Origin of the sequence: Sulfolobus acidocaldarius SUSAZ, assembly GCA_000508305.1 — an archaeon.
GTDB classification, from domain to species: Archaea; Thermoproteota; Thermoprotei_A; order Sulfolobales; family Sulfolobaceae; genus Sulfolobus; species Sulfolobus acidocaldarius_A.
Genome location: CP006977.1, coordinates 1,736,324 through 1,753,974 on the forward strand (window position 1 = coordinate 1,736,324; position 17,651 = coordinate 1,753,974).

14 protein-coding genes are annotated in these 17,651 nt (G+C 37.1%); 8 read left to right on the forward strand and 6 right to left on the reverse strand.

The window, feature by feature from the left end; translation table 11 throughout:
- Positions 1–324 precede the first annotated feature (324 nt).
- Together SUSAZ_09730 and SUSAZ_09735 are read left to right on the forward strand one after the other, a co-directional pair.
- On the forward strand, positions 325–1,455 hold the full coding sequence (locus SUSAZ_09730; GenBank protein AHC52151.1) for an ABC transporter permease: 1,131 nt from the start codon (positions 325–327) through the stop codon (positions 1,453–1,455).
- Positions 1,456–1,563: 108 nt separating this feature from the next.
- The gene (locus tag SUSAZ_09735) at positions 1,564–2,481 is read left to right on the forward strand and encodes an agmatinase (protein AHC52152.1); all 918 of its coding nucleotides are present in this window, start codon (positions 1,564–1,566) and stop codon (positions 2,479–2,481) included.
- Between the two features lie 244 nt (positions 2,482–2,725).
- Here the strand turns inward: SUSAZ_09735 and SUSAZ_09740 are convergent, their stop codons facing one another.
- Both SUSAZ_09740 and SUSAZ_09745 read right to left on the reverse strand, forming a co-directional pair.
- A complete protein-coding gene (locus tag SUSAZ_09740) occupies positions 2,726–3,430 on the reverse strand; it encodes a hypothetical protein (GenBank protein AHC52630.1) in 705 nt (234 codons plus the stop codon).
- 311 nt (positions 3,431–3,741) lie between these two features.
- The gene (locus tag SUSAZ_09745; GenBank protein ID AHC52153.1) at positions 3,742–4,200 is read right to left on the reverse strand and encodes an AsnC family transcriptional regulator; all 459 of its coding nucleotides are present in this window, start codon (positions 4,198–4,200) and stop codon (positions 3,742–3,744) included.
- Between the two features lie 171 nt (positions 4,201–4,371).
- Here SUSAZ_09745 and SUSAZ_09750 point away from each other — a divergent pair, with 171 nt between their 5' ends.
- Positions 4,372–5,706, forward strand: coding sequence for an aminotransferase (locus tag SUSAZ_09750; GenBank protein AHC52154.1), 1,335 nt, complete (start codon positions 4,372–4,374; stop codon positions 5,704–5,706).
- A 77-nt stretch (positions 5,707–5,783) separates the two neighbouring features.
- Here the strand turns inward: SUSAZ_09750 and SUSAZ_09755 are convergent, their stop codons facing one another.
- The 3 genes from SUSAZ_09755 to SUSAZ_09765 all read right to left on the reverse strand — a co-directional run bounded on the left by SUSAZ_09755 (position 5,784) and on the right by SUSAZ_09765 (position 8,767).
- Positions 5,784–6,611 (reverse strand): hypothetical protein, encoded by an 828-nt coding sequence (locus SUSAZ_09755; protein AHC52155.1) that lies wholly within the window; start codon positions 6,609–6,611, stop codon positions 5,784–5,786.
- 236 nt (positions 6,612–6,847) lie between these two features.
- A complete protein-coding gene (locus SUSAZ_09760) occupies positions 6,848–7,207 on the reverse strand; it encodes a Sulfolobus mercury resistance protein, MerI (protein AHC52156.1) in 360 nt (119 codons plus the stop codon).
- 612 nt (positions 7,208–7,819) lie between these two features.
- On the reverse strand, positions 7,820–8,767 hold the full coding sequence (locus tag SUSAZ_09765; protein ID AHC52157.1) for an aryldialkylphosphatase: 948 nt from the start codon (positions 8,765–8,767) through the stop codon (positions 7,820–7,822).
- A gap of 374 nt (positions 8,768–9,141) precedes the next feature.
- Here SUSAZ_09765 and SUSAZ_09770 point away from each other — a divergent pair, with 374 nt between their 5' ends.
- From SUSAZ_09770 to SUSAZ_09780, 3 genes are all read left to right on the forward strand, one after another.
- Positions 9,142–10,437, forward strand: coding sequence for a glutamate--ammonia ligase (locus tag SUSAZ_09770; GenBank protein ID AHC52158.1), 1,296 nt, complete (start codon positions 9,142–9,144; stop codon positions 10,435–10,437).
- A 43-nt stretch (positions 10,438–10,480) separates the two neighbouring features.
- Positions 10,481–11,491 (forward strand): amidohydrolase, encoded by a 1,011-nt coding sequence (locus SUSAZ_09775; protein AHC52159.1) that lies wholly within the window; start codon positions 10,481–10,483, stop codon positions 11,489–11,491.
- Positions 11,492–11,751: 260 nt separating this feature from the next.
- Positions 11,752–13,269, forward strand: a complete 1,518-nt coding sequence (locus tag SUSAZ_09780) for a 4-hydroxybutyryl-CoA dehydratase (GenBank protein ID AHC52160.1) — start codon at positions 11,752–11,754, stop codon at positions 13,267–13,269.
- Positions 13,270–13,505: 236 nt separating this feature from the next.
- Here the strand turns inward: SUSAZ_09780 and SUSAZ_09785 are convergent, their stop codons facing one another.
- Positions 13,506–14,504, reverse strand: a complete 999-nt coding sequence (locus SUSAZ_09785; protein AHC52161.1) for a ferredoxin--NADP reductase — start codon at positions 14,502–14,504, stop codon at positions 13,506–13,508.
- Between the two features lie 120 nt (positions 14,505–14,624).
- Here SUSAZ_09785 and SUSAZ_09790 point away from each other — a divergent pair, with 120 nt between their 5' ends.
- Both SUSAZ_09790 and SUSAZ_09795 read left to right on the forward strand, forming a co-directional pair.
- Entirely contained in the window at positions 14,625–15,716 is a 1,092-nt protein-coding gene (locus SUSAZ_09790; protein ID AHC52162.1) for a succinate-semialdehyde dehydrogenase, read from the forward strand.
- A 209-nt stretch (positions 15,717–15,925) separates the two neighbouring features.
- Complete coding sequence (locus SUSAZ_09795; protein AHC52163.1) at positions 15,926–17,353, forward strand: fatty-acid-CoA ligase; 1,428 nt, start codon at positions 15,926–15,928, stop codon at positions 17,351–17,353.
- Positions 17,354–17,651 lie beyond the last annotated feature (298 nt).

Here is a 17,651-nt window from a genome sequence, read left to right on the forward strand (position 1 = left end):
CTTTTCCCCTTACTGTCCCATATCTTAGAGATTAAATGAGGGAGCCATCCTATTACGCCTAAACATGACTGCCTTGATTTCTCTTTCTTTTAAGCTTTCCTTAATTAAAGTTAAAAAGAAAAGGGTCTTGGATCATCTTATACGAAGGATTTAAACTCCGTATCTGCACTTTTCGTTCTTGTTTAAGGTGGACAAGGAGACTAAACAGACAATACTCTTTCATTACTTTCATTCTTAACTAATTTCATTTAGTTTCATAATGGTAGACTAGAACGCGTATAAGTCTAAAGCTTAAAATGTATGATTTTTAAAATGTATTTCATTATGCGTAAGAGTGTTTTTATAGGCTGGTTAGGGACTTTCATGCAACTTCTCATAAGACTTAGCTGGGGAGTTATCGCCCTACCTATATCTATTTTACTTAACTTGAATCCTGTAGAAGTAGGCTTTGTAGCCTCCTCTTTCTATATAGGATATATCTTATTTTCCATTCCCTGGGGGCTGATAATTGACAAAATTGGTCCTAACAAGGCTATGGCTACGTCATCTGCTATTTTAGTTCCACTTAATCTCATACTGTTCTTGTTTCTAAGATCGTATGTGCTAATAGTGATAATTTACTTTATGGAAGGAATTATTACGTCTTCAATATTTCCATCTGCAATGAAAATAATAGCTATTACCTATGCGGGAAGTTCCCATCTCACATTTTATGTAGCTTTACTAGAAAGTGCAGGACCAATTACTATCTTGCTTCTTGGAGCAGTCTCGTCGTTTATGCTAGATTCATGGAAATTCTTGTTCTTATTCTTTGCCACAGGTTTTAGTGTGTTATGTCTTCTCAGTTTAAAGTTAAAGGTTGATTCGAAGTCCACCGAGGTTAAAAGATCATTTAGTGTTCTCTTCAATAGGAAAATCATATTAGCCACCTTGATAAGGCTAGGTGAACTGTGGGCTACGTGGGGAACAACTACATGGATATTCTCTATGTTAGTGGTTTATAGAGACATTCCTGTAACTCTATCTGCATCATTTCTATTCCTTTTTGGATTAGGTCAACTGATAGGTATATTAAGTGTGGAAAGGTTAGTAGCAGTAATAGGAGATAAGAATGTAATACTGATTAATTTAATAGGATTTATCTTAGTCACTTTACTCATTATAATAACATTTAATCCCTACCTAGTAGTAGCTGAGGCATTTCTTTTAGGGGTGTTCTCGTTCTCTTATAGACCCCCTACAGACTCCATCATAATGAAGATAGGGGGAGAAAGTAGGGCAGGTACTTCAATTGGGTTCGCTAATGCAGTGTCCCAATTGGGAACTATGATAGCTCCAAGCTTAGTGGGATTCGTCCTGTTTATAACCAAGAGTTTTGCATTCTCCATGTTTGCCTTAGATCTTGGCTGTGTAATTTCGATCATAAGCTTGTTTCTTCTCTCAAAACTTAAATGAAATCCCAGACCAAATAGTCCATGATGAGTACTTGTTTTTTAAAAGGTCGTCATAAATTGACCGTGAAATAATAATTAATTTTTATAATCAACGCTCCTATTATTTCATATGAGGCAGATCGATGCTCTTAAATCCCCAAGATTTACCCAAGTTTCCACTTTTGGAAGACTTCCAATATGTTTACCACAGGAAGAGGTTAAAGCGGCTTTCCTTGGAATACCCTTCGATGATGCCGTAACATATAGAACAGGAACTAGATTTGGACCAATGGCTGTAAGACAAGGTTCAAGGTTACTAAGACCTTACAATCAGTTTCTGGATACATATCCGTTTGACAAACTTAATGCTTGTGACCTTGGAGATGTGAATATAATACCGGGGTATATTGAGGACACCATAAAGATAATAGAGAAAGACGTATACGACATTATATCATCTAAAAAGTTGATTCCCTTCATAACTGGAGGGGACCACTCCATAACACTTCCCATACTGAGAGCTATGCATAAGCAATATGGTAAGATCAACTTGATTCATTTAGACTCCCATTATGACTTCTGGGACACTTACTGGGGTAAAAAATATACACATGGGAGTTGGTTAAGAAGAGCACTCGAGGAGGGTTTAATCAAAGACGTTATTCAGGCTGGCATAAGGGCATCTACATTTTCAAAGGAGGACTTAAGTGACAAAGTGAAGCTAGGAATAAAGAGTTTCACCATTAGAGAGTTAAAACTTAATCCCAAAGATATATTAAAGGAGATCGAATCACTCAAAGGACCCACTTACGTCTCACTTGATATAGATGTAGTTGATCCTGCATTTGCACCTGGAACAGGGACTCCTGAAGTTGGAGGTCTATCGAGCTTTGAGATAATAGAGTTCATAAGGCAATGGAGATTTGACAAATTAGTTGGATTTGATGTCGTAGAGGTGTCCCCACCATACGATGTCAGTGAGATAACCTCAATGCTAGCAGCTAACATAATATATGAGGGACTAAGTATCTTATCATTGTCCTTTTAGATCTTCTTGGTTCGAGTTATTGTATCAGTAGACTTTTTTATGGGAACTTCCTTGGAAAAACTGAAAAACTAATAAATTTCTATCTAACTTATAGATTAATAATCCGTGAATTCCAAAACTTAACCTAAGATTAGAGCCGAGAGCAAATCTATACAAAATAGACAAAAGCTATTTGTCTGAAGTAGCAGGAAGAGGTGTCAACAACCACTTAATCTCTTTCGTTTAGTTCTTAATTCATAATTTTTTATATTATTTCCTCAAATTTTGTCAAATCTCTACTTCCCGTAGTCAAATATACTTTGTTCTCCTTACATAGGTCTAACAAATCTTTAGTGACGCTTAGGGAGAATATTACCAAGATTAGTTTCTTATCTTTAAATAATTCAGGTTTGACTGTTTTTAGTTTCTCTACCTTTCTCATTAGTTCCAGGTATACTGACTTATTAGCCCTACTCTTAACTTCACCAATTAATAAATAATTTCCAAATTGTGAAAATATGTCAATTTCAACTACATTGTCAATTTCTAACCTAGTTATCTCTGCCTTGTAACCTAACTTCTTTTCAATAAGCCATTGTAAATAATACTGGGCATCGTCCTCTATACTTGTCGTTAAGTTCTCCACAAACCTGGCAATCTGTTTATAGTTATCATTCATCTCCTGCCTCAACTTGATGATTTCACTGTTAAAGTCCTTCCTCATATCATTCATCTCCTGCCTCAACTTCACTAATTCCTCATGAATTTTGTTAAATTTTATGTCGTTTTCAGCGAGTTTCTCCCATATCAAGACTAAGTTATCGTTAATGAACCTGGACTGTCTTTCAAATTCATCTAATTTCTTAACCACTACGGTTTCTACGACTACCTCTGCGATTCTCTGTATGAACTCTTTATCACTCTTTAATTTTACGTAAATCTCCTCAGTACTCACAAGATAAAATCTCATCTACTGATAATAAGCTTACCTATAATTTTAGGTTGATTTCATGACTATATTTGCAGAGACATTCGACATTTTATAGCAATCAAATATACTTAAAACATAGATCTCCCAAACTGTATTTAACATGGTATAGTATAGTCTTACATGTATTTATCGAAGGTTTCACTTGGCGAGAGTTATTAATCTAACTTGACATAGTTCTGAAAAAATCAACAAACAAAGAGGATAAAGACTTCATTCCCTAAAAATAAGGAGAATAAGGTCTTAACTTTAATTGGATCATATTTCTCCTCTTCTTCATAATTTTCATCACCTTAATAAATTACTATATTTGGAGTCTCCTTTATCGTCTTTACCACAATTTGTGTACTAGTCCTCTCTATCTCTGGCATACTCATAAGTTTCTCAAGAAAATTTTTCATAAACTCCTCCCTGTTTTTATACCTAGCCATTACTACGAAGTCTGTATCACCTAAAACAAAATAAACTCCCCAGACCCCCGGTATCTCGGCTAATTTTGAGCCTAAGTTCAGATGGTAATCCTTTCCATACTTCGCCCTAACAAATGTTATTACTATGTAATCTTGATCTAGTGCATAGGGATCTATATGCGCATAATAACCCTTTATTATACCCTGAGATTCGAGTCTCTTAATCCTATATGCGATAGTTGACTTGGGAAGTTTGAGCATTTTGCTCATGTCTTCTAAAGACTGTCTGGCGTTTTCCTGAAGTATCTTGAGAATTTTTATATCTATTTCGTCTAACTCCATTTGTATATAATACATTTTTTCCAAATATATAAGCATAGATATAAAATTTTGTATAAATCTCTATCATCTATTTTAAAATTGTACGTATAGTATATTAAGGGAATATCAGTTTGTATATAATCCAAATTACTCTCAAAGAGGTTTATAATCTGTTTAAGAAGAATATTACTTATGGAAGAAGATGTCTTAACTAAGAACTTAATAAAGCAACATACATTTAGGACATGGGGAAAACAGAAAAACTGGGATCCTCTAGTAATCAAAGAGGGTAAGGGTGCATATTTTTCTGATTCCAAAGGTAATAAGTACCTGGACTTCTCCTCCCAGTTCATAAATGTTAATTTGGGCTATGGTAATGAAAACGTAATTAAGGCTATAGAAAAACAGTTGGAAACATTACAATACATAAATCCTTCATTAGGGGTCAGTATTAGGGCTGAGGCATCAAGGGCATTACTAGAAGTGATGCCAAAAAACATAACTAAATTCTTCTTTTCAACCTCAGGCACAGAAGCCAATGAAGCTGCGATAAAGATCATAAGGCTGATTAAGAGACCTTCTTTCAAGATTCTATCTAGATACAGATCTTATCATGGCTCCACAGAGGGATCCATATCTCTGACTGGAGACTACAGGAGATGGTTTGTTGAGCCTAACATAATGCCAGGAGTTGTAAGATTTCCAGAGCCTTACTGCTTCAGATGTCCCTTGAAACTGAAATATCCAGATTGCGGTATAGCATGCGCAAATTACGTAGAGTACATCATAAAACAGGAAAAGCATGTCGCAGGAATTATAGTTGAACCCATAACAGGTACAAATGGTGTGATCGTCCCGCCGAAGGAGTACATGCCCTTATTAAGGAAGATCGCCATGGAAAATGATGTCATATTTATTGTAGATGAAGTTATGACTGGATGGGGTAGAGTAGGGGAATGGTTTGCTGTAAATCTGTGGGGTATTGAACCTGATATTTTAACCACTGCCAAGGGGGCTTCAGCATCATATGTTCCTATTGGTATTACAGGAGTTTCTAAGGAGATCGTAGATTTCTTTGAGGATAATGTTTTTGCTCATGGTCATACGTTTGAAGCTCATCCTGTCTCCTTAGCTGCCATTCCTGCTGTTATCAGTGAGTACAAAAGGCTCAATCTACTTCCACACGTCAGAGAGATAGGAGAATATTTAGGGCAGAGATTAAATGAGCTCAAGGGAAGGCACATAAGCATAGGAGATATAAGGGGAGTCGGTCTGTTCTGGGCTGTAGAGTTGGTGAAGGATAGTAAAAACACTCCCTTTGCAGACTATGATGATAAATATGAAGGTAAACCAATTTTACTTGATCTATTAGCCAGAAAAGCCTTAGAAAGTGGAGTATTTGTATACAATGGACCTTCGTGGTTCATAATAGCCCCACCCTTAGTTGTTGAAAAGGAAGATATTGATAAAGGCATAGAGGTATTGGACAAAGTGATAAGAGAGGCTGACAATCAGTACAGAAATTGATTAGGTGTTGACGTTAAGAAGTTTAATCTAAACGTAGTTTAGTAGTTGAGAGTTGATGAGGTTTTCCGCATTACATATTATTTTACTTTGACGAAATCTCTAATCCTTGATAATATTATGCCTATAAATATTATTGCTATTCCGGCTATTTGGATTAAGAACACGCCTGCATTAAATACCACAACCTGAATTATTGTTGTAAGGATAGGTATTGAGAAACTGAAAATTGTAACTCTTGGCACTCTCTCTAATTTGACCATCATGTTCCACAGGAAGAAAGATAGAGCCCCTCCCATTGTTGCAGTATATGCTGTTCCTTCGATAAAACTATCATTAATTGTTACATCGTGGTCTATGGGTAACAGAAAGGCAAGTATAACAGAACCGATGGAGAATTGACTTGCATTTACTACTATTGGGTCTTCATTCCTTAATTTCCTATAATATACTGAGAATAAAGCCCAAAATACAGCGTTTATAATGGTCAGAGTTGCTCCTAAAAGACTGAATCCATGAACTAAGGGTAGACCGTAAAGTGTTACCCCTAAAAATCCTATGCCCACACCTAACGTCTCAATAACCGTGGGTCTCTCTGAGAGGATTAGAAAGGCTATGGGTATAGAAAATAAGGGCATAGTGTAGCTTAAAACAGCGGACTCAGAAGGTGAAACGTATTTTAATCCTAAACTCCACGTTAAGGAGCTCATTGTAGTATACAGTGCAAGAAGAAATACGTCCCTGTTAAACACTATTCTCCTACGAATAGATAAGAAAATTGCCGAAGATATTATGTATCTCAGTAAGTTGAAAACTACAGGGGAAGAATAAGTTATTGCGTCCTTTGCAAAGTAGTATTGAAGAGAGCCAACTATGATGTACGGGATAAGGTATTTTAGTATTTTCACAAAACTAACGCAAACGCCGATGAGACTTTAAATTTATCGCTAAAGATAAGAGATACATGATATGGTTTGAAGAGAAAACAAATAATAAAAACTCCTTACCATAAATAGTGCGAAATTGCACATTTGATAAATTTTTCACCTTCACTTTCAAAAACTAATTAAACTACTATATGCTTAAAATCAGCTTTGAATATAATCAGCACAATGAAGCCAGTGACCCTCTTTTCTAATGGCGTTTAATCTGTGCCAGTATTACAACAACAATATCCTTGTTCATCTACTTCCATTCCACAGAATGGACATACATGTCCAACGTATTTTACTTCGTGAGCCCTCTTACCGTATAACAAGAGATGTGTATCGAAAACTAGCTCCTTTAAATCTGGCAGCTTTTTCTCCTCGTCTCTGTTTAATTTTACTTGAACAGCCTCCTTAATTCTGAACCTCAATGTCTTTTCCTCTAATGCTTTCTTAACTATTTGTTTAGTTGATACTTTACTTATATGTTGCCCTTTAGGATCTACTAATAATATCTCGTCCTCTTCAAGGGTCAGACCAATTTTCTCTACCTCTTCGTTTTCATTAACAACTTTCATATATTATTTTAGACTATTAAACATCATTTAAACTTTTACCTAATGATAAATTTATACTATTAAATTCCAAGCATGGATTAATAAAAAGTAAAATTATAAGAGAGTTTATTCACGTTAAAAAATAGCTATCAAATACGTTATTAATTTATAATTACTAAAAACTGTTAAATTAATAAAAAGATCATTTAGTGAGACCAAATGAAAATTAAGTTAATTTGTATCTCTCTCCTATAATGTCTATTTTTGTTGTCGAGAATAGTTGATCGCTGAGATTAAAGCTTAAGTAAATGGTACATACATGACAACTATATACATGGAAGAACGTGTAGAATTACAGAGATATACTACTAAGGGATCTAATTTAAGGAATAATGGAAATTATTGAAAATACATCAAGTGATATAACCTTAAATGAAGACATTAGCGTCGCTCTAAAAATTACGTCATGTGCGATTCCTCATATTTCTAAGAAAAATTGGTTTTGTGAAACTAAATTAGCTCAGAGCATAATTAGAAATTCTTACGGCAGATGGACAGGAATAGTTTAGCTAGTGCATTAAACTAAAAAATACCAAAAATCTGGATCTAGAGAAGAATAAGAGAGACTGTAAACTAACTAAATAGTTTTGCTGGATTCTTTACAAATATTACATCCAACTGCTCATCAGTTACTCCTGCCCTCTTAATTGATGGTATAACGTCTGTAAATATCAAACTCATACTCCATTTTGGAGCTAGTTTAGGTTTGTACTCTGGCTTAGCTATTCCCCAGTCAATTGTACAACAGTAATCTTGGGACACCATAATCCTGTCCAAGTATCCATCTCTAATTAATTTCAACAACACCTCGTTCCTCTTATCCACAGGCAAGAATAGATCTAAACCATATCTATCTAAACCTACAAAAGAGCCTTTATCTGCTATTTTCTTTATGTAATCCACGTTATCAGTGTCCCCTAAGTGACCTATGAGTACTCTCCCTGGGTCTACACCCTCCTCCATTAGAATCCTTTGTTGCTCCAGACCTGTCCCGTTATGAGCATTTGAATGTGTTATTATAGGTACTTTAGTCTCTTTCTGAGCTATGGCAGCTGCTCTTATTGCCCTCTCTACATCCCTCGTTATGCCTGGCTCATCTGCTGCAACCTTGATGAAGCCTGCTCTATTATTTGTCCCTTGTATTCCCTTTTTTATATCATTTATTAATAATTCTGCAATCTCTTCCAACGATCTTCCATTGAAGAAAAAAGGTAAATCAGTGTAAGTATATAACCCTGTTGCAGCAATCACATTTATACCTGTTTCTTTCACGACCTTCTCACTGAATCTGATGTCTCTCCCTAAACCCATAACAGTGGGGTCCACAATGGTCTTAACACCATATGACATTATAGTCTTTACTTCATTTACTGCATTTTTCAACTCCTCATCTTCGTTATAAAGATGTGGCCATTGATATCTCACTGGTTCACTGAATACCCTTAAATGCTCATGTATCAAAGTAAAACCCATTTCTCTAGGTGATATTTCGCCTTTTCCTACAAGAGGAATTTTTGTCATTTAAGTATATTATAATTTGATAGAATAAATTTTTTGATATCTCAAATTGGGTTAGTGCCATTTCATACTGTGTGGTCACAGCTAAACATTTGGGCAAGAGGATATGGCAACATCACTCTTATTTCATATAGACTTCTACAATATTCAATCTCTAAATTAGAACGTTAATATATCTCTGCAAATACCATTTATTTATATAGTGAAGTTGAAAGTGACAATTCATATCTTCTTTGTCCCAGTGAAAATCCTCTCATATATTACTACTATATAAAAATTAATCGAACTCACATCCAAATACATAATATAAAGATAATTTATTAGTTTATTTAATTAATAACCTAAAGGCTTATAATTTCACACTTAAAATCTAACTCATGTCACAATCCATAAAGGATAAGCTGAGAAGTTACAATGTCGAGATGCTTAGGTTTACATGGGTCGGGTTGGATGGAGTTATCAGGTCCAAAGGAGCCCAAGTGAGCCATGTGGAAGAGCTAATAAGAACTGGTATTGGCGTCACCAAAGCCCTGTTCAGCTTTACCCCGATGGACATAATATCTCCTTATGGTTCCTTTGGTCCTCAGGATGAGGATGTCTTTATAGTCCCAGACTTATCGACTTTGACCGTGTTTCCACCCTCAGCTATTGTAATATGTGAAGTTAGAGATAAGGGAAAGCCTTGGGAGTTTGATATGAGAAGTAAGTTAAATGCGAGATTAGAGAAACTTAAGGAGGAAGAAGGTTACGACGTGAGATCGTCCTTTGAGATGGAATTCTACCTTGTGAAGGATAGGAAACCATATGATGACGCAAGATGCTTCGACTCCTCTGCTTTTTACAATAATCCAGTAATAAGTGAGATGATAAAAGTACTCACAAACTCAGGGATAGATATTATAAGGGTTATCAAGGAGTACGGACCTGGTCAATACGAGTTTGATATAGTTCACAAGAACTCATTGAGGAGTGCTGATGAGGTGGTAATATTCAAGGAGATAACAAAACAGATTGCCCTCTCAAAGGGTATTGAGGCTAACTTCATGCCTAAACCGTTCAACAAACTACCAGGGTCAGGTATGCATTTGAACATAAGCCTTTGGAGAGAAGGAAAAAACGTATTTTATGATCCCAAGGACAAATATGGACTGAGTGAACTAGGATATAATTTCATTGCCGGACTGCTGGAGCATGCAAAGGCTCTCACTGCATTAGTTGCACCTACAGTTAATTCATATAAGCGATTAATACCAGGCTCATGGGCACCGACTAAGATATCTTATGGGTATAACAACAAATCTACCATGATAAGAATACCAACCCCTTATCCTACAATGGAATCACATGACAGGAGAGTTGAGTACAGGGTTCCTGACGCTTCTGCCAATCCTTACCTAGTTATATTAGCTGTCTTGGAGGCTGGACTTGATGGTATTGAGAGGGGACTAAAACCCGGTAATCCTGTAAACGAAAATGCTTACCTTAGAAAAGACATAGAGGATATTCCAAGAAATCTAAGGGAGGCTTTACGTGAGCTAGATAAAGACAAAAGATTGAAGGAGAGAATAGGGGAACAGGTTGTGAGGGAGTTCATAAACATCAAAAGTGCTGAGGTTGAAGAGTTCGAATCTATTGTAACGGACTGGGAGTACGAGGTTTACAGGAAGATCTAGCATGATGATAGATTCTCATTGCCATTGGTTTTCTGCCAAAGTTATGGACGAAAAGGAATTTATGATGGCATCAGCTGAGTCGTGGGGGGAAAAGGAGATAAATACTGACGTAATTGAAATGAACAAGTGGAGACCATTTTACCTCATGCTAAAAAAAGAGATGAAGAGACTTTTAGGAGATGACTTCATCAAAGAGAGGAATAGGTTAATAAGGGACGACCCTGTAAGTTACATGAAATTCCTAATTGATGATGCTAAGATTAGAGCTTTTGTGATTGATGAGGGATTTGGAAGCAAAGAGATGGAAATACCTGCACCGTATAAGCGTCTCTTTAGGATAGAGAGCATAATTAATTCAAGTCTCTTCTCTTTATCCTTTGATAAGGCAACAGAGTTCTTTGAGGAGACATTGAGGAATAAAGTAAGGGAAGGATATGTGGGGTTCAAGAGCATAATAGCTTACAGAACTGGTCTAAATATAACCTGCAATGAGTTGAAAGCGTTAGAGGACTTCTTGTCAAGAGATGAGGATTGGTATGGGGAGAAGAAAAAGGGCTTCAGGGACTATCTGTTATGCAAGACTATGGAGATAGCTAAAGAGTTAGATGTACCACTGCAGGTTCACACGGGTGCTGGTGACAGGGATATAAAGCTTGAACTGTCGAGACCAGCTTACTTGACTAATGTTGTGAGAAGGTATGAAGGAAAAATAGTGTTTGTTCATTCAGGATACCCTTACCATAGGGAGACTGCATGGATGAGTTATATATTTCCTTCAGTATACTTAGACCTGTCTCAAGTCTGTCCATTTGCCCCTTTGGGGGCTTTAAATACTTTAGAGGAGATAGTGGAGGTTGCGCCTTTTAACAAAATAATGTATGGGAGTGATGGGTTTAATATACCTGAAATATCTTGGATTTCAGCTAAGATATTTCCAAGATATTTAGACATAGTCCTGAACAAAATGGTCTCATTAGGAATAATTGAAGAGGAGGAAGAGATAAGGCAAATGATATTATCTCGGAATGCCTCACGTTTATACAAGCTTGATTAAGTAATGTAAAGTAAGTCCACACTCAGTAGTTTAAACCAAATCTGAAGTTGTTTTGTAATTGTTTGTCTATACTTTTGATAATTTTTCCTAGTGGAGAGTAGTGTTTATTACATATATACTTAAAAAGTCTGTCAGAATTATTTGACTTGTAAGAAGCTGAATAGAGTGTAAATACCAATTTGTTGCCTATATGTGATATTATTATTCAAGTGATATGAAATTATACTAAAGTTTAAAAACTTTAAACATTATTATACAGTATGGTAATTAGAACAGGAGATCAATACGTCTCGTCTATAAGTAACCGCTCTAAGGTGGAAATATACGTTCTGGGAAAAGAGGTCAAGGATGTAACGAGACATCCATTCCTTAAGCCATCTGTGATGTCCTTTAAGGCAACATTTGATGCTGCATGGGATGAGGACACAAAGGAGCTAGGAAGAGCCTGGAGTCCATACCTTGAGGAAGAGATAAACAGGTTTAATCACATTCATAGGTCACCAGAGGATTTAGCTGCTAAGGTTAAACTACTGAGAAAACTTAGTCATAAGACGGGAGCATGTTTTCAGAGATGTGTTGGTTGGGACTCTCTAAATACACTGAATATAGTGACCAAGATTATGGCAAATAAGGGTAAAACTGAGTCTAGAGACAGGTTTGTAGAGTATCTAAAATACGTGCAGAAGAACGATTTAGCACTTGCAGGAGCCATGACAGATGTTAAGGGTGTTAGGACATTGAAGCCCAGCCAACAGCCAAATAAGAACGCTTACCTTAGGGTCACTGAAGTAACAAAGGACGGAATTTATGTGTCCGGAGCAAAGGCAAACATAACAGGAGTAGCTGCAACCGAGGAGATGGTCGTCTTACCTACTAGGGCTATGGGACCAGAGGATAAGGATTACGCTGTAGCCTTTGCAATACCTACGGACACTGAGGGTATTAAGATTGTGGTCGGGAGGCAAATTAACGATGCAAGGAGAATGGAAGAGGGTGAAATTGACGGTTTGCCATATTTCTACAACCATGAAGGGTTGGTAATATTCGACAACGTATTTGTCCCTATGAACAGAGTTTTTCTAGCTGGAGAATGGGAGTACACTGGTACATTAGTGGAGATATTTGCTGCTTATCACAGGCAGGGTTATGGGGGGTGTAAAGCAGGCTTAGGAGATGTGATAATCGGAGCAAGTGCTGACTTAGCCAAGCAGATTGGCGTTGAAAAAGCTCCTCATGTACAAGACAAGTTAACTGAAATGATATTCCTGACTGAAACCATGTACTCTGCAGGGATTGCGGCAAGTCTTAATGCGGTTAAAATGTGTGATAATTGCTGGTGGGTTAATCCAATGCACGCTAATGTGACTAAGCATTTAGTTGCTAGATTTCCTGCACAGATCAGCCAGTTAGCTATAGATATAGCAGGTGGAATGGTGGGAACTGCACCGAGCGAATGGGATTTGAAGAATCCCAAATTAAAAGAATATATAATGAGATATTTACAGGGAGTTGAGGACTTCACCGCAGAGGACAGACTTAGAATGATTAGGTTAGTAGAGAATGTAAGCATGGGAGTTGCATTCCAAATCGAATCTATTCACGGCGCGGGAAGTCCTGCTGCACAAAGAATAATGTTTTCAAGACTTTATGATCTCGATCTGGCTAGAGAAATATCGAAGAAATTGGCTGGTAGAAAGGCTGATCTGAAGATGACTACCAAGCCAGAGCCATGGAGAGAGACACAGTCGGAACAAGAAGCAAAGGAACATGGTAAGTAGTATTAAAAAATCAAGCCAACTTAATACAACAAATTTTCTGGGATTTCTGGCTTGAATAGAAAAACTATTATTTTAATCTAGATATTTTTCCGTTAAATCCAAAAGAGCATAGAAATAGATACCAGAGCATATAATTTAATGAGTTATTATGCACCCCTAATTATAGTACTCTGAACTTACAAATACATGAAAACTGGTAGTATAGATCAATTGTCAGAAGCCACTTCTGATCTCGATTAACTTTTGGACTTCATTATCTCTGAACTATGTCCGCCAAATATGGACACATTTGGATCTATATACTTCTTTGCTATACTTGTAGCTATAGCAGCCTGACTAAAACCTATAGCAATTAAAGCCATCTTTGGCACCCCTTCTTGGCTTGCAATATCGCCGGCAGCATATACGCCAGGTAAATTCGTTTCCATCTTCGCATTCACTAAAATATCCCTTCCCTTCATGTTTAAACCCCATCTGGGAACATTTCCTAGATCTCCCTTATGTCCAATACTTATTATTACAGCATCAACATCTAGCGTTTTCTCCTCCTTTGTCCTATTATCAAATATTACAGCCTGGGTAACCCTACTTCCATCCCCCTTTACTTCCTTCAACTCATGCCAAGTGTGAACTGAAGCTATGTTATACAACTGTTTTACACTGCTCTCATGTGCTCTAAACTGATCTCTCCTGTGAATTAATGTGATTGACTTTGCAACTGGAGCTAGGTTAATAGCCCAATCTACAGCTGAATCTCCTCCTCCGACAATCAAAATTCTCTTCTCCTCAAAATCCTTCTTCCTTTTAACTGTGTAGTATACCCCCCTATTTTCATACTCGATCTCTCCTCCTGCACCTAGCCTTGATGGTGTGATCTTCCCTATACCTAATGCTAGTAGTACTGTTTTTCCCTTAAACTCATTTCCCTTATCAGTTTTTACCATCCAAAGATTATCCTGCGTCCTTGTAATCCAATCTACCCACTCCTTAAGTCTTATATCAGGTGAAAACATCTTTGCTTGTTCTATGAGGTTCTGGGCTAGGTCATATGCCAAAATGCCAGGATACCCTCCAACATCATAAACCATCTTCTCAGGATATATTGTGACCAGCTGTCCACCTAGCTCATCTTGTGCGTCAATTAGTAAAGCACTCATATCTCTTAGACCGGAATAAAACGTTGCAAATAATCCTATAGGTCCTCCACCGACGATTATTATATCATATTCCTTCAATATAGGTACCCAATAATTGATTATGTTTATATTATTTAAATTTTTTGATTATGGAACAATAAATCACTATGAATTAATGATAATATAAACTTTTTAAGTAGTTTAAACTTCTACTATATTATGCTAGCAGGAGTGCTTCATAACTATAAGGAACCTATAATTGTGGAGGAAGTGGAGATAGAGGAGCCTAAGGAAAATGAGGTAATGATTGAGGTTAAGGCTACTGGAATGTGTCACTCTGATGTAAATGTTTTTTTAGGGTCAACACCAGTCCCTACACCTGTAATTGCAGGACATGAGATAGCCGGCAGAGTAGTGAAAGTGGGACACAATGTAAGCAGAGTAAAAGAGGGTGATAGGGTTATATCAACTTTCATTCAACCTTGTGGAAAGTGTAAGAATTGTATATCTGGTATTGAAAATCTTTGTGAAACTTTTGCATCAGTTAGACTGAAAGGTACAATGTTTGACGGTACAACTAGAGTTAAATATAAGGACGGAAGATCTATAAGGACATTTTTAGGTGGAGGATTCGCAGAGTATTCTATAGTACATGAAAATGCATTGACTAAGATAGAGGACAACAACGTAAATATAGAGGAACTGGCTGTGTTAGGATGTTCTGGTATAACTGCTTATGGTGCAATTAGCTCTGCCAACATAAGACCTGGGGATAGTGTAGCTGTAATAGGAGTTGGTGGTGTTGGGCTTTCAGTTATACAAATGCTGAGAGCAGTGGGGGCAGGGAGAATAATTGCTCTAGGAACAAAGAAGTGGAAATTGGAAAAAGCTCTGGAGCTTGGAGCAACAGATTTCATAAACACCAAGGAATCTGAGCCAGTAAAAACCCTGAAGGAAATGACCAATGGTGGTCCAGATATAGTAATTGAGGCTGGGGGAACCCAAGAGACCATACAAATGGCTTTAGAAGGGGTTAGAATCGGTGGGAAAGTGGTTTTGATAGGCTTACCACCTACATCAGCATTAATTCCCGTAAGAGTCTCAATGATAGTGCGAAATGGAATCACTATAATAGGTAATTATGGCAGTAAACCTAGGGTTGATATGCCGAAACTAATAGAGTTAGTTAGGACAAAGAGATATGACCCACAGAAACTCATTACAGGAAAATTCAAGTTAGAGGAGATCAATGAGGCTGTAAAATTGTTAGAAGAGGGGCTTGCAATAAGGAGTTTAATTATTCCTCACTAGCCTCTCCACGTAAATCTAGTAATTACCTTAAATAGATAGTAAGTTATTCCCTTCATGACTGAAATAACATGATCAGTTTTTAGCACAGAATAAGATGTCACGTTTACATTTCATAGTGATACATCATTTAAATACATTTATGACATGTTTCATATAATTTATCATGAGAAACGTAAAGTTTTTTAAACTTCTTATACAACTTAAATAAGATGAACGTAGATAGTTTACATGAATATGAAAGAATCCACAAGGAACTTGTAGAAGAAGGATTCATAAGAAGAGATTTTCCCCCAAATCCCTCCATCAAACTATGGAATGAAAGAGTAATGAAGATGCCTAGAAATGAGTTAGATAAGTTAAAGACAGTCAGGCTAAAGAGATTGGTTAAATGGGCATGGGAAAATGTTGAATTCTACAAGAGGTTTTGGAAGAACAGGGGATTCTATCCTGAGTACATCAAGGACTGGAGAGATATTGTGAAAATTCCTGTACTTAGGAAAGAGGATATAAGGACTGACTTACAGACACACCCACCTTTCGGAACCATATTTCATCCAGACTTAGCCAAAAGGATAAGGTTTGTTGGTGCAACTTCAGGTTCCACAGGAATGCCCACATTTCAAGGATGGGGAAAACTGGAATTAGACTGTTTTCAGGAAGCTCAGGCTAGGTATCTATGGAGTTTCGCTGGAGTAAGACCAGGTATAACGTACGCCAACTACCTAAACATGAGCGGGTTTTACAGTTGGGGTCCTCCGGTAGTTGAGACGGCAATGTGGAGATGTGGGGCTACTACCATTGCTGGGGGAGGAGAAACGTTTTTCTCTTGGAAGCAGAGACATATGTTAATATTCAAACTGTGGAAGATAGACGTCTTTGCAACTACACCTTGGTTACACAGATTAATAGGAGAAATGGCAATAGAGGAAGGATGGGAGACTCCCTTCAAGGTTCTGTTATTACATGGAGGTGCAGCTGCTGATAATACGAAGAAGAGACTTTTTAAGGTACATCCCAATGCTGAGATGGCAATAAACGTCTGGGGAACTACAGATGGACATATGGCTGTAGAATTACCCAACTCAAGAGGAGAGCTTGTGATATGGGAGGATATGGAGATCTTTGATGTAATAGACCCGAAGACCAATGAACCGGTTTCTGAAGGGGAGAGGGGTGAATTGATAGCAACTCTACTTAATCACTTTACCATGCCACTGATTAGGTACAGTTTAGGGGATTACGTTAAAAATGAGTTTATAACCGAACCAGATCCAAACTTTGGTATAACTCATGCCAGATTTGTAGAGCCTATACCAGGGAGAGTCGAGTGGATGTTCAGAGTAAAGGGAAAATTACTGTTGCCAATATATATTGAAGATGCAATAAATGAAATACCTGACACGACTGGAATGTTCAACATAATGGTTTATGCAGAGGAGATGGAGAAGCTGAGGATAAAGATAGAGAGTAAGAGAGACAGAGTAGATGAGGCTTACGATAAGTCAGCTAAAGCTTTGCTAGCGAATAAGATAGGATTGGACGAAAATGACGTTGAGATAGAATGGATTAGACCAGGAGAGGCTGTCTGGACTGGTTATAAATTACAAGTCTTCGTGGATCAAAGAAAGAAGAGGTAGTATTAACTGGTTGTTGACAACTTACACTAAATGAGGTAATGTACCCAAACCTTTATTTTAAAAAGTGTTCAGATCAACAAAATCCATAGTGGATACCCAATACTAGTTCTCTGAAATGTGTTCAAGTGTTCTAATTTCCCTTTTTCATTTTATCCCCTTACATGAAGTTGAAGTCACAAAGTTAACTCGTTATTAGGAGTTAGACTGTCTTCCTCTCTGCCATAAAGGGTGAGGCTTTCCTCATGACGTAAAATTTATCATTGTATTATTAATAATAATCATTCATAAAACTGTTATA

What these genes read in the sequence shown, in the direction of transcription:
- SUSAZ_09745 (AHC52153.1), bottom strand. Translation starts at nt 4,200, where the DNA reads ATGGAGTTAGACGAAATAGATATAAAAATTCTCAAGATACTTCAGGAA.
- SUSAZ_09790 (AHC52162.1), top strand. Translation starts at nt 14,625, where the DNA reads ATGCTAGCAGGAGTGCTTCATAACTATAAGGAACCTATAATTGTGGAG.
- SUSAZ_09775 (AHC52159.1), top strand. Translation starts at nt 10,481, where the DNA reads ATGGACGAAAAGGAATTTATGATGGCATCAGCTGAGTCGTGGGGGGAA.
- SUSAZ_09765 (AHC52157.1), bottom strand. Translation starts at nt 8,767, where the DNA reads ATGACAAAAATTCCTCTTGTAGGAAAAGGCGAAATATCACCTAGAGAA.
- SUSAZ_09795 (AHC52163.1), top strand. Translation starts at nt 15,926, where the DNA reads ATGAACGTAGATAGTTTACATGAATATGAAAGAATCCACAAGGAACTT.
- SUSAZ_09760 (AHC52156.1), bottom strand. Translation starts at nt 7,207, where the DNA reads ATGAAAGTTGTTAATGAAAACGAAGAGGTAGAGAAAATTGGTCTGACC.
- SUSAZ_09750 (AHC52154.1), top strand. Translation starts at nt 4,372, where the DNA reads ATGGAAGAAGATGTCTTAACTAAGAACTTAATAAAGCAACATACATTT.
- SUSAZ_09730 (AHC52151.1), top strand. Translation starts at nt 325, where the DNA reads ATGCGTAAGAGTGTTTTTATAGGCTGGTTAGGGACTTTCATGCAACTT.
- SUSAZ_09740 (AHC52630.1), bottom strand. Translation starts at nt 3,430, where the DNA reads ATGAGATTTTATCTTGTGAGTACTGAGGAGATTTACGTAAAATTAAAG.
- SUSAZ_09780 (AHC52160.1), top strand. Translation starts at nt 11,752, where the DNA reads ATGGTAATTAGAACAGGAGATCAATACGTCTCGTCTATAAGTAACCGC.
- SUSAZ_09770 (AHC52158.1), top strand. Translation starts at nt 9,142, where the DNA reads ATGTCACAATCCATAAAGGATAAGCTGAGAAGTTACAATGTCGAGATG.
- SUSAZ_09735 (AHC52152.1), top strand. Translation starts at nt 1,564, where the DNA reads ATGAGGCAGATCGATGCTCTTAAATCCCCAAGATTTACCCAAGTTTCC.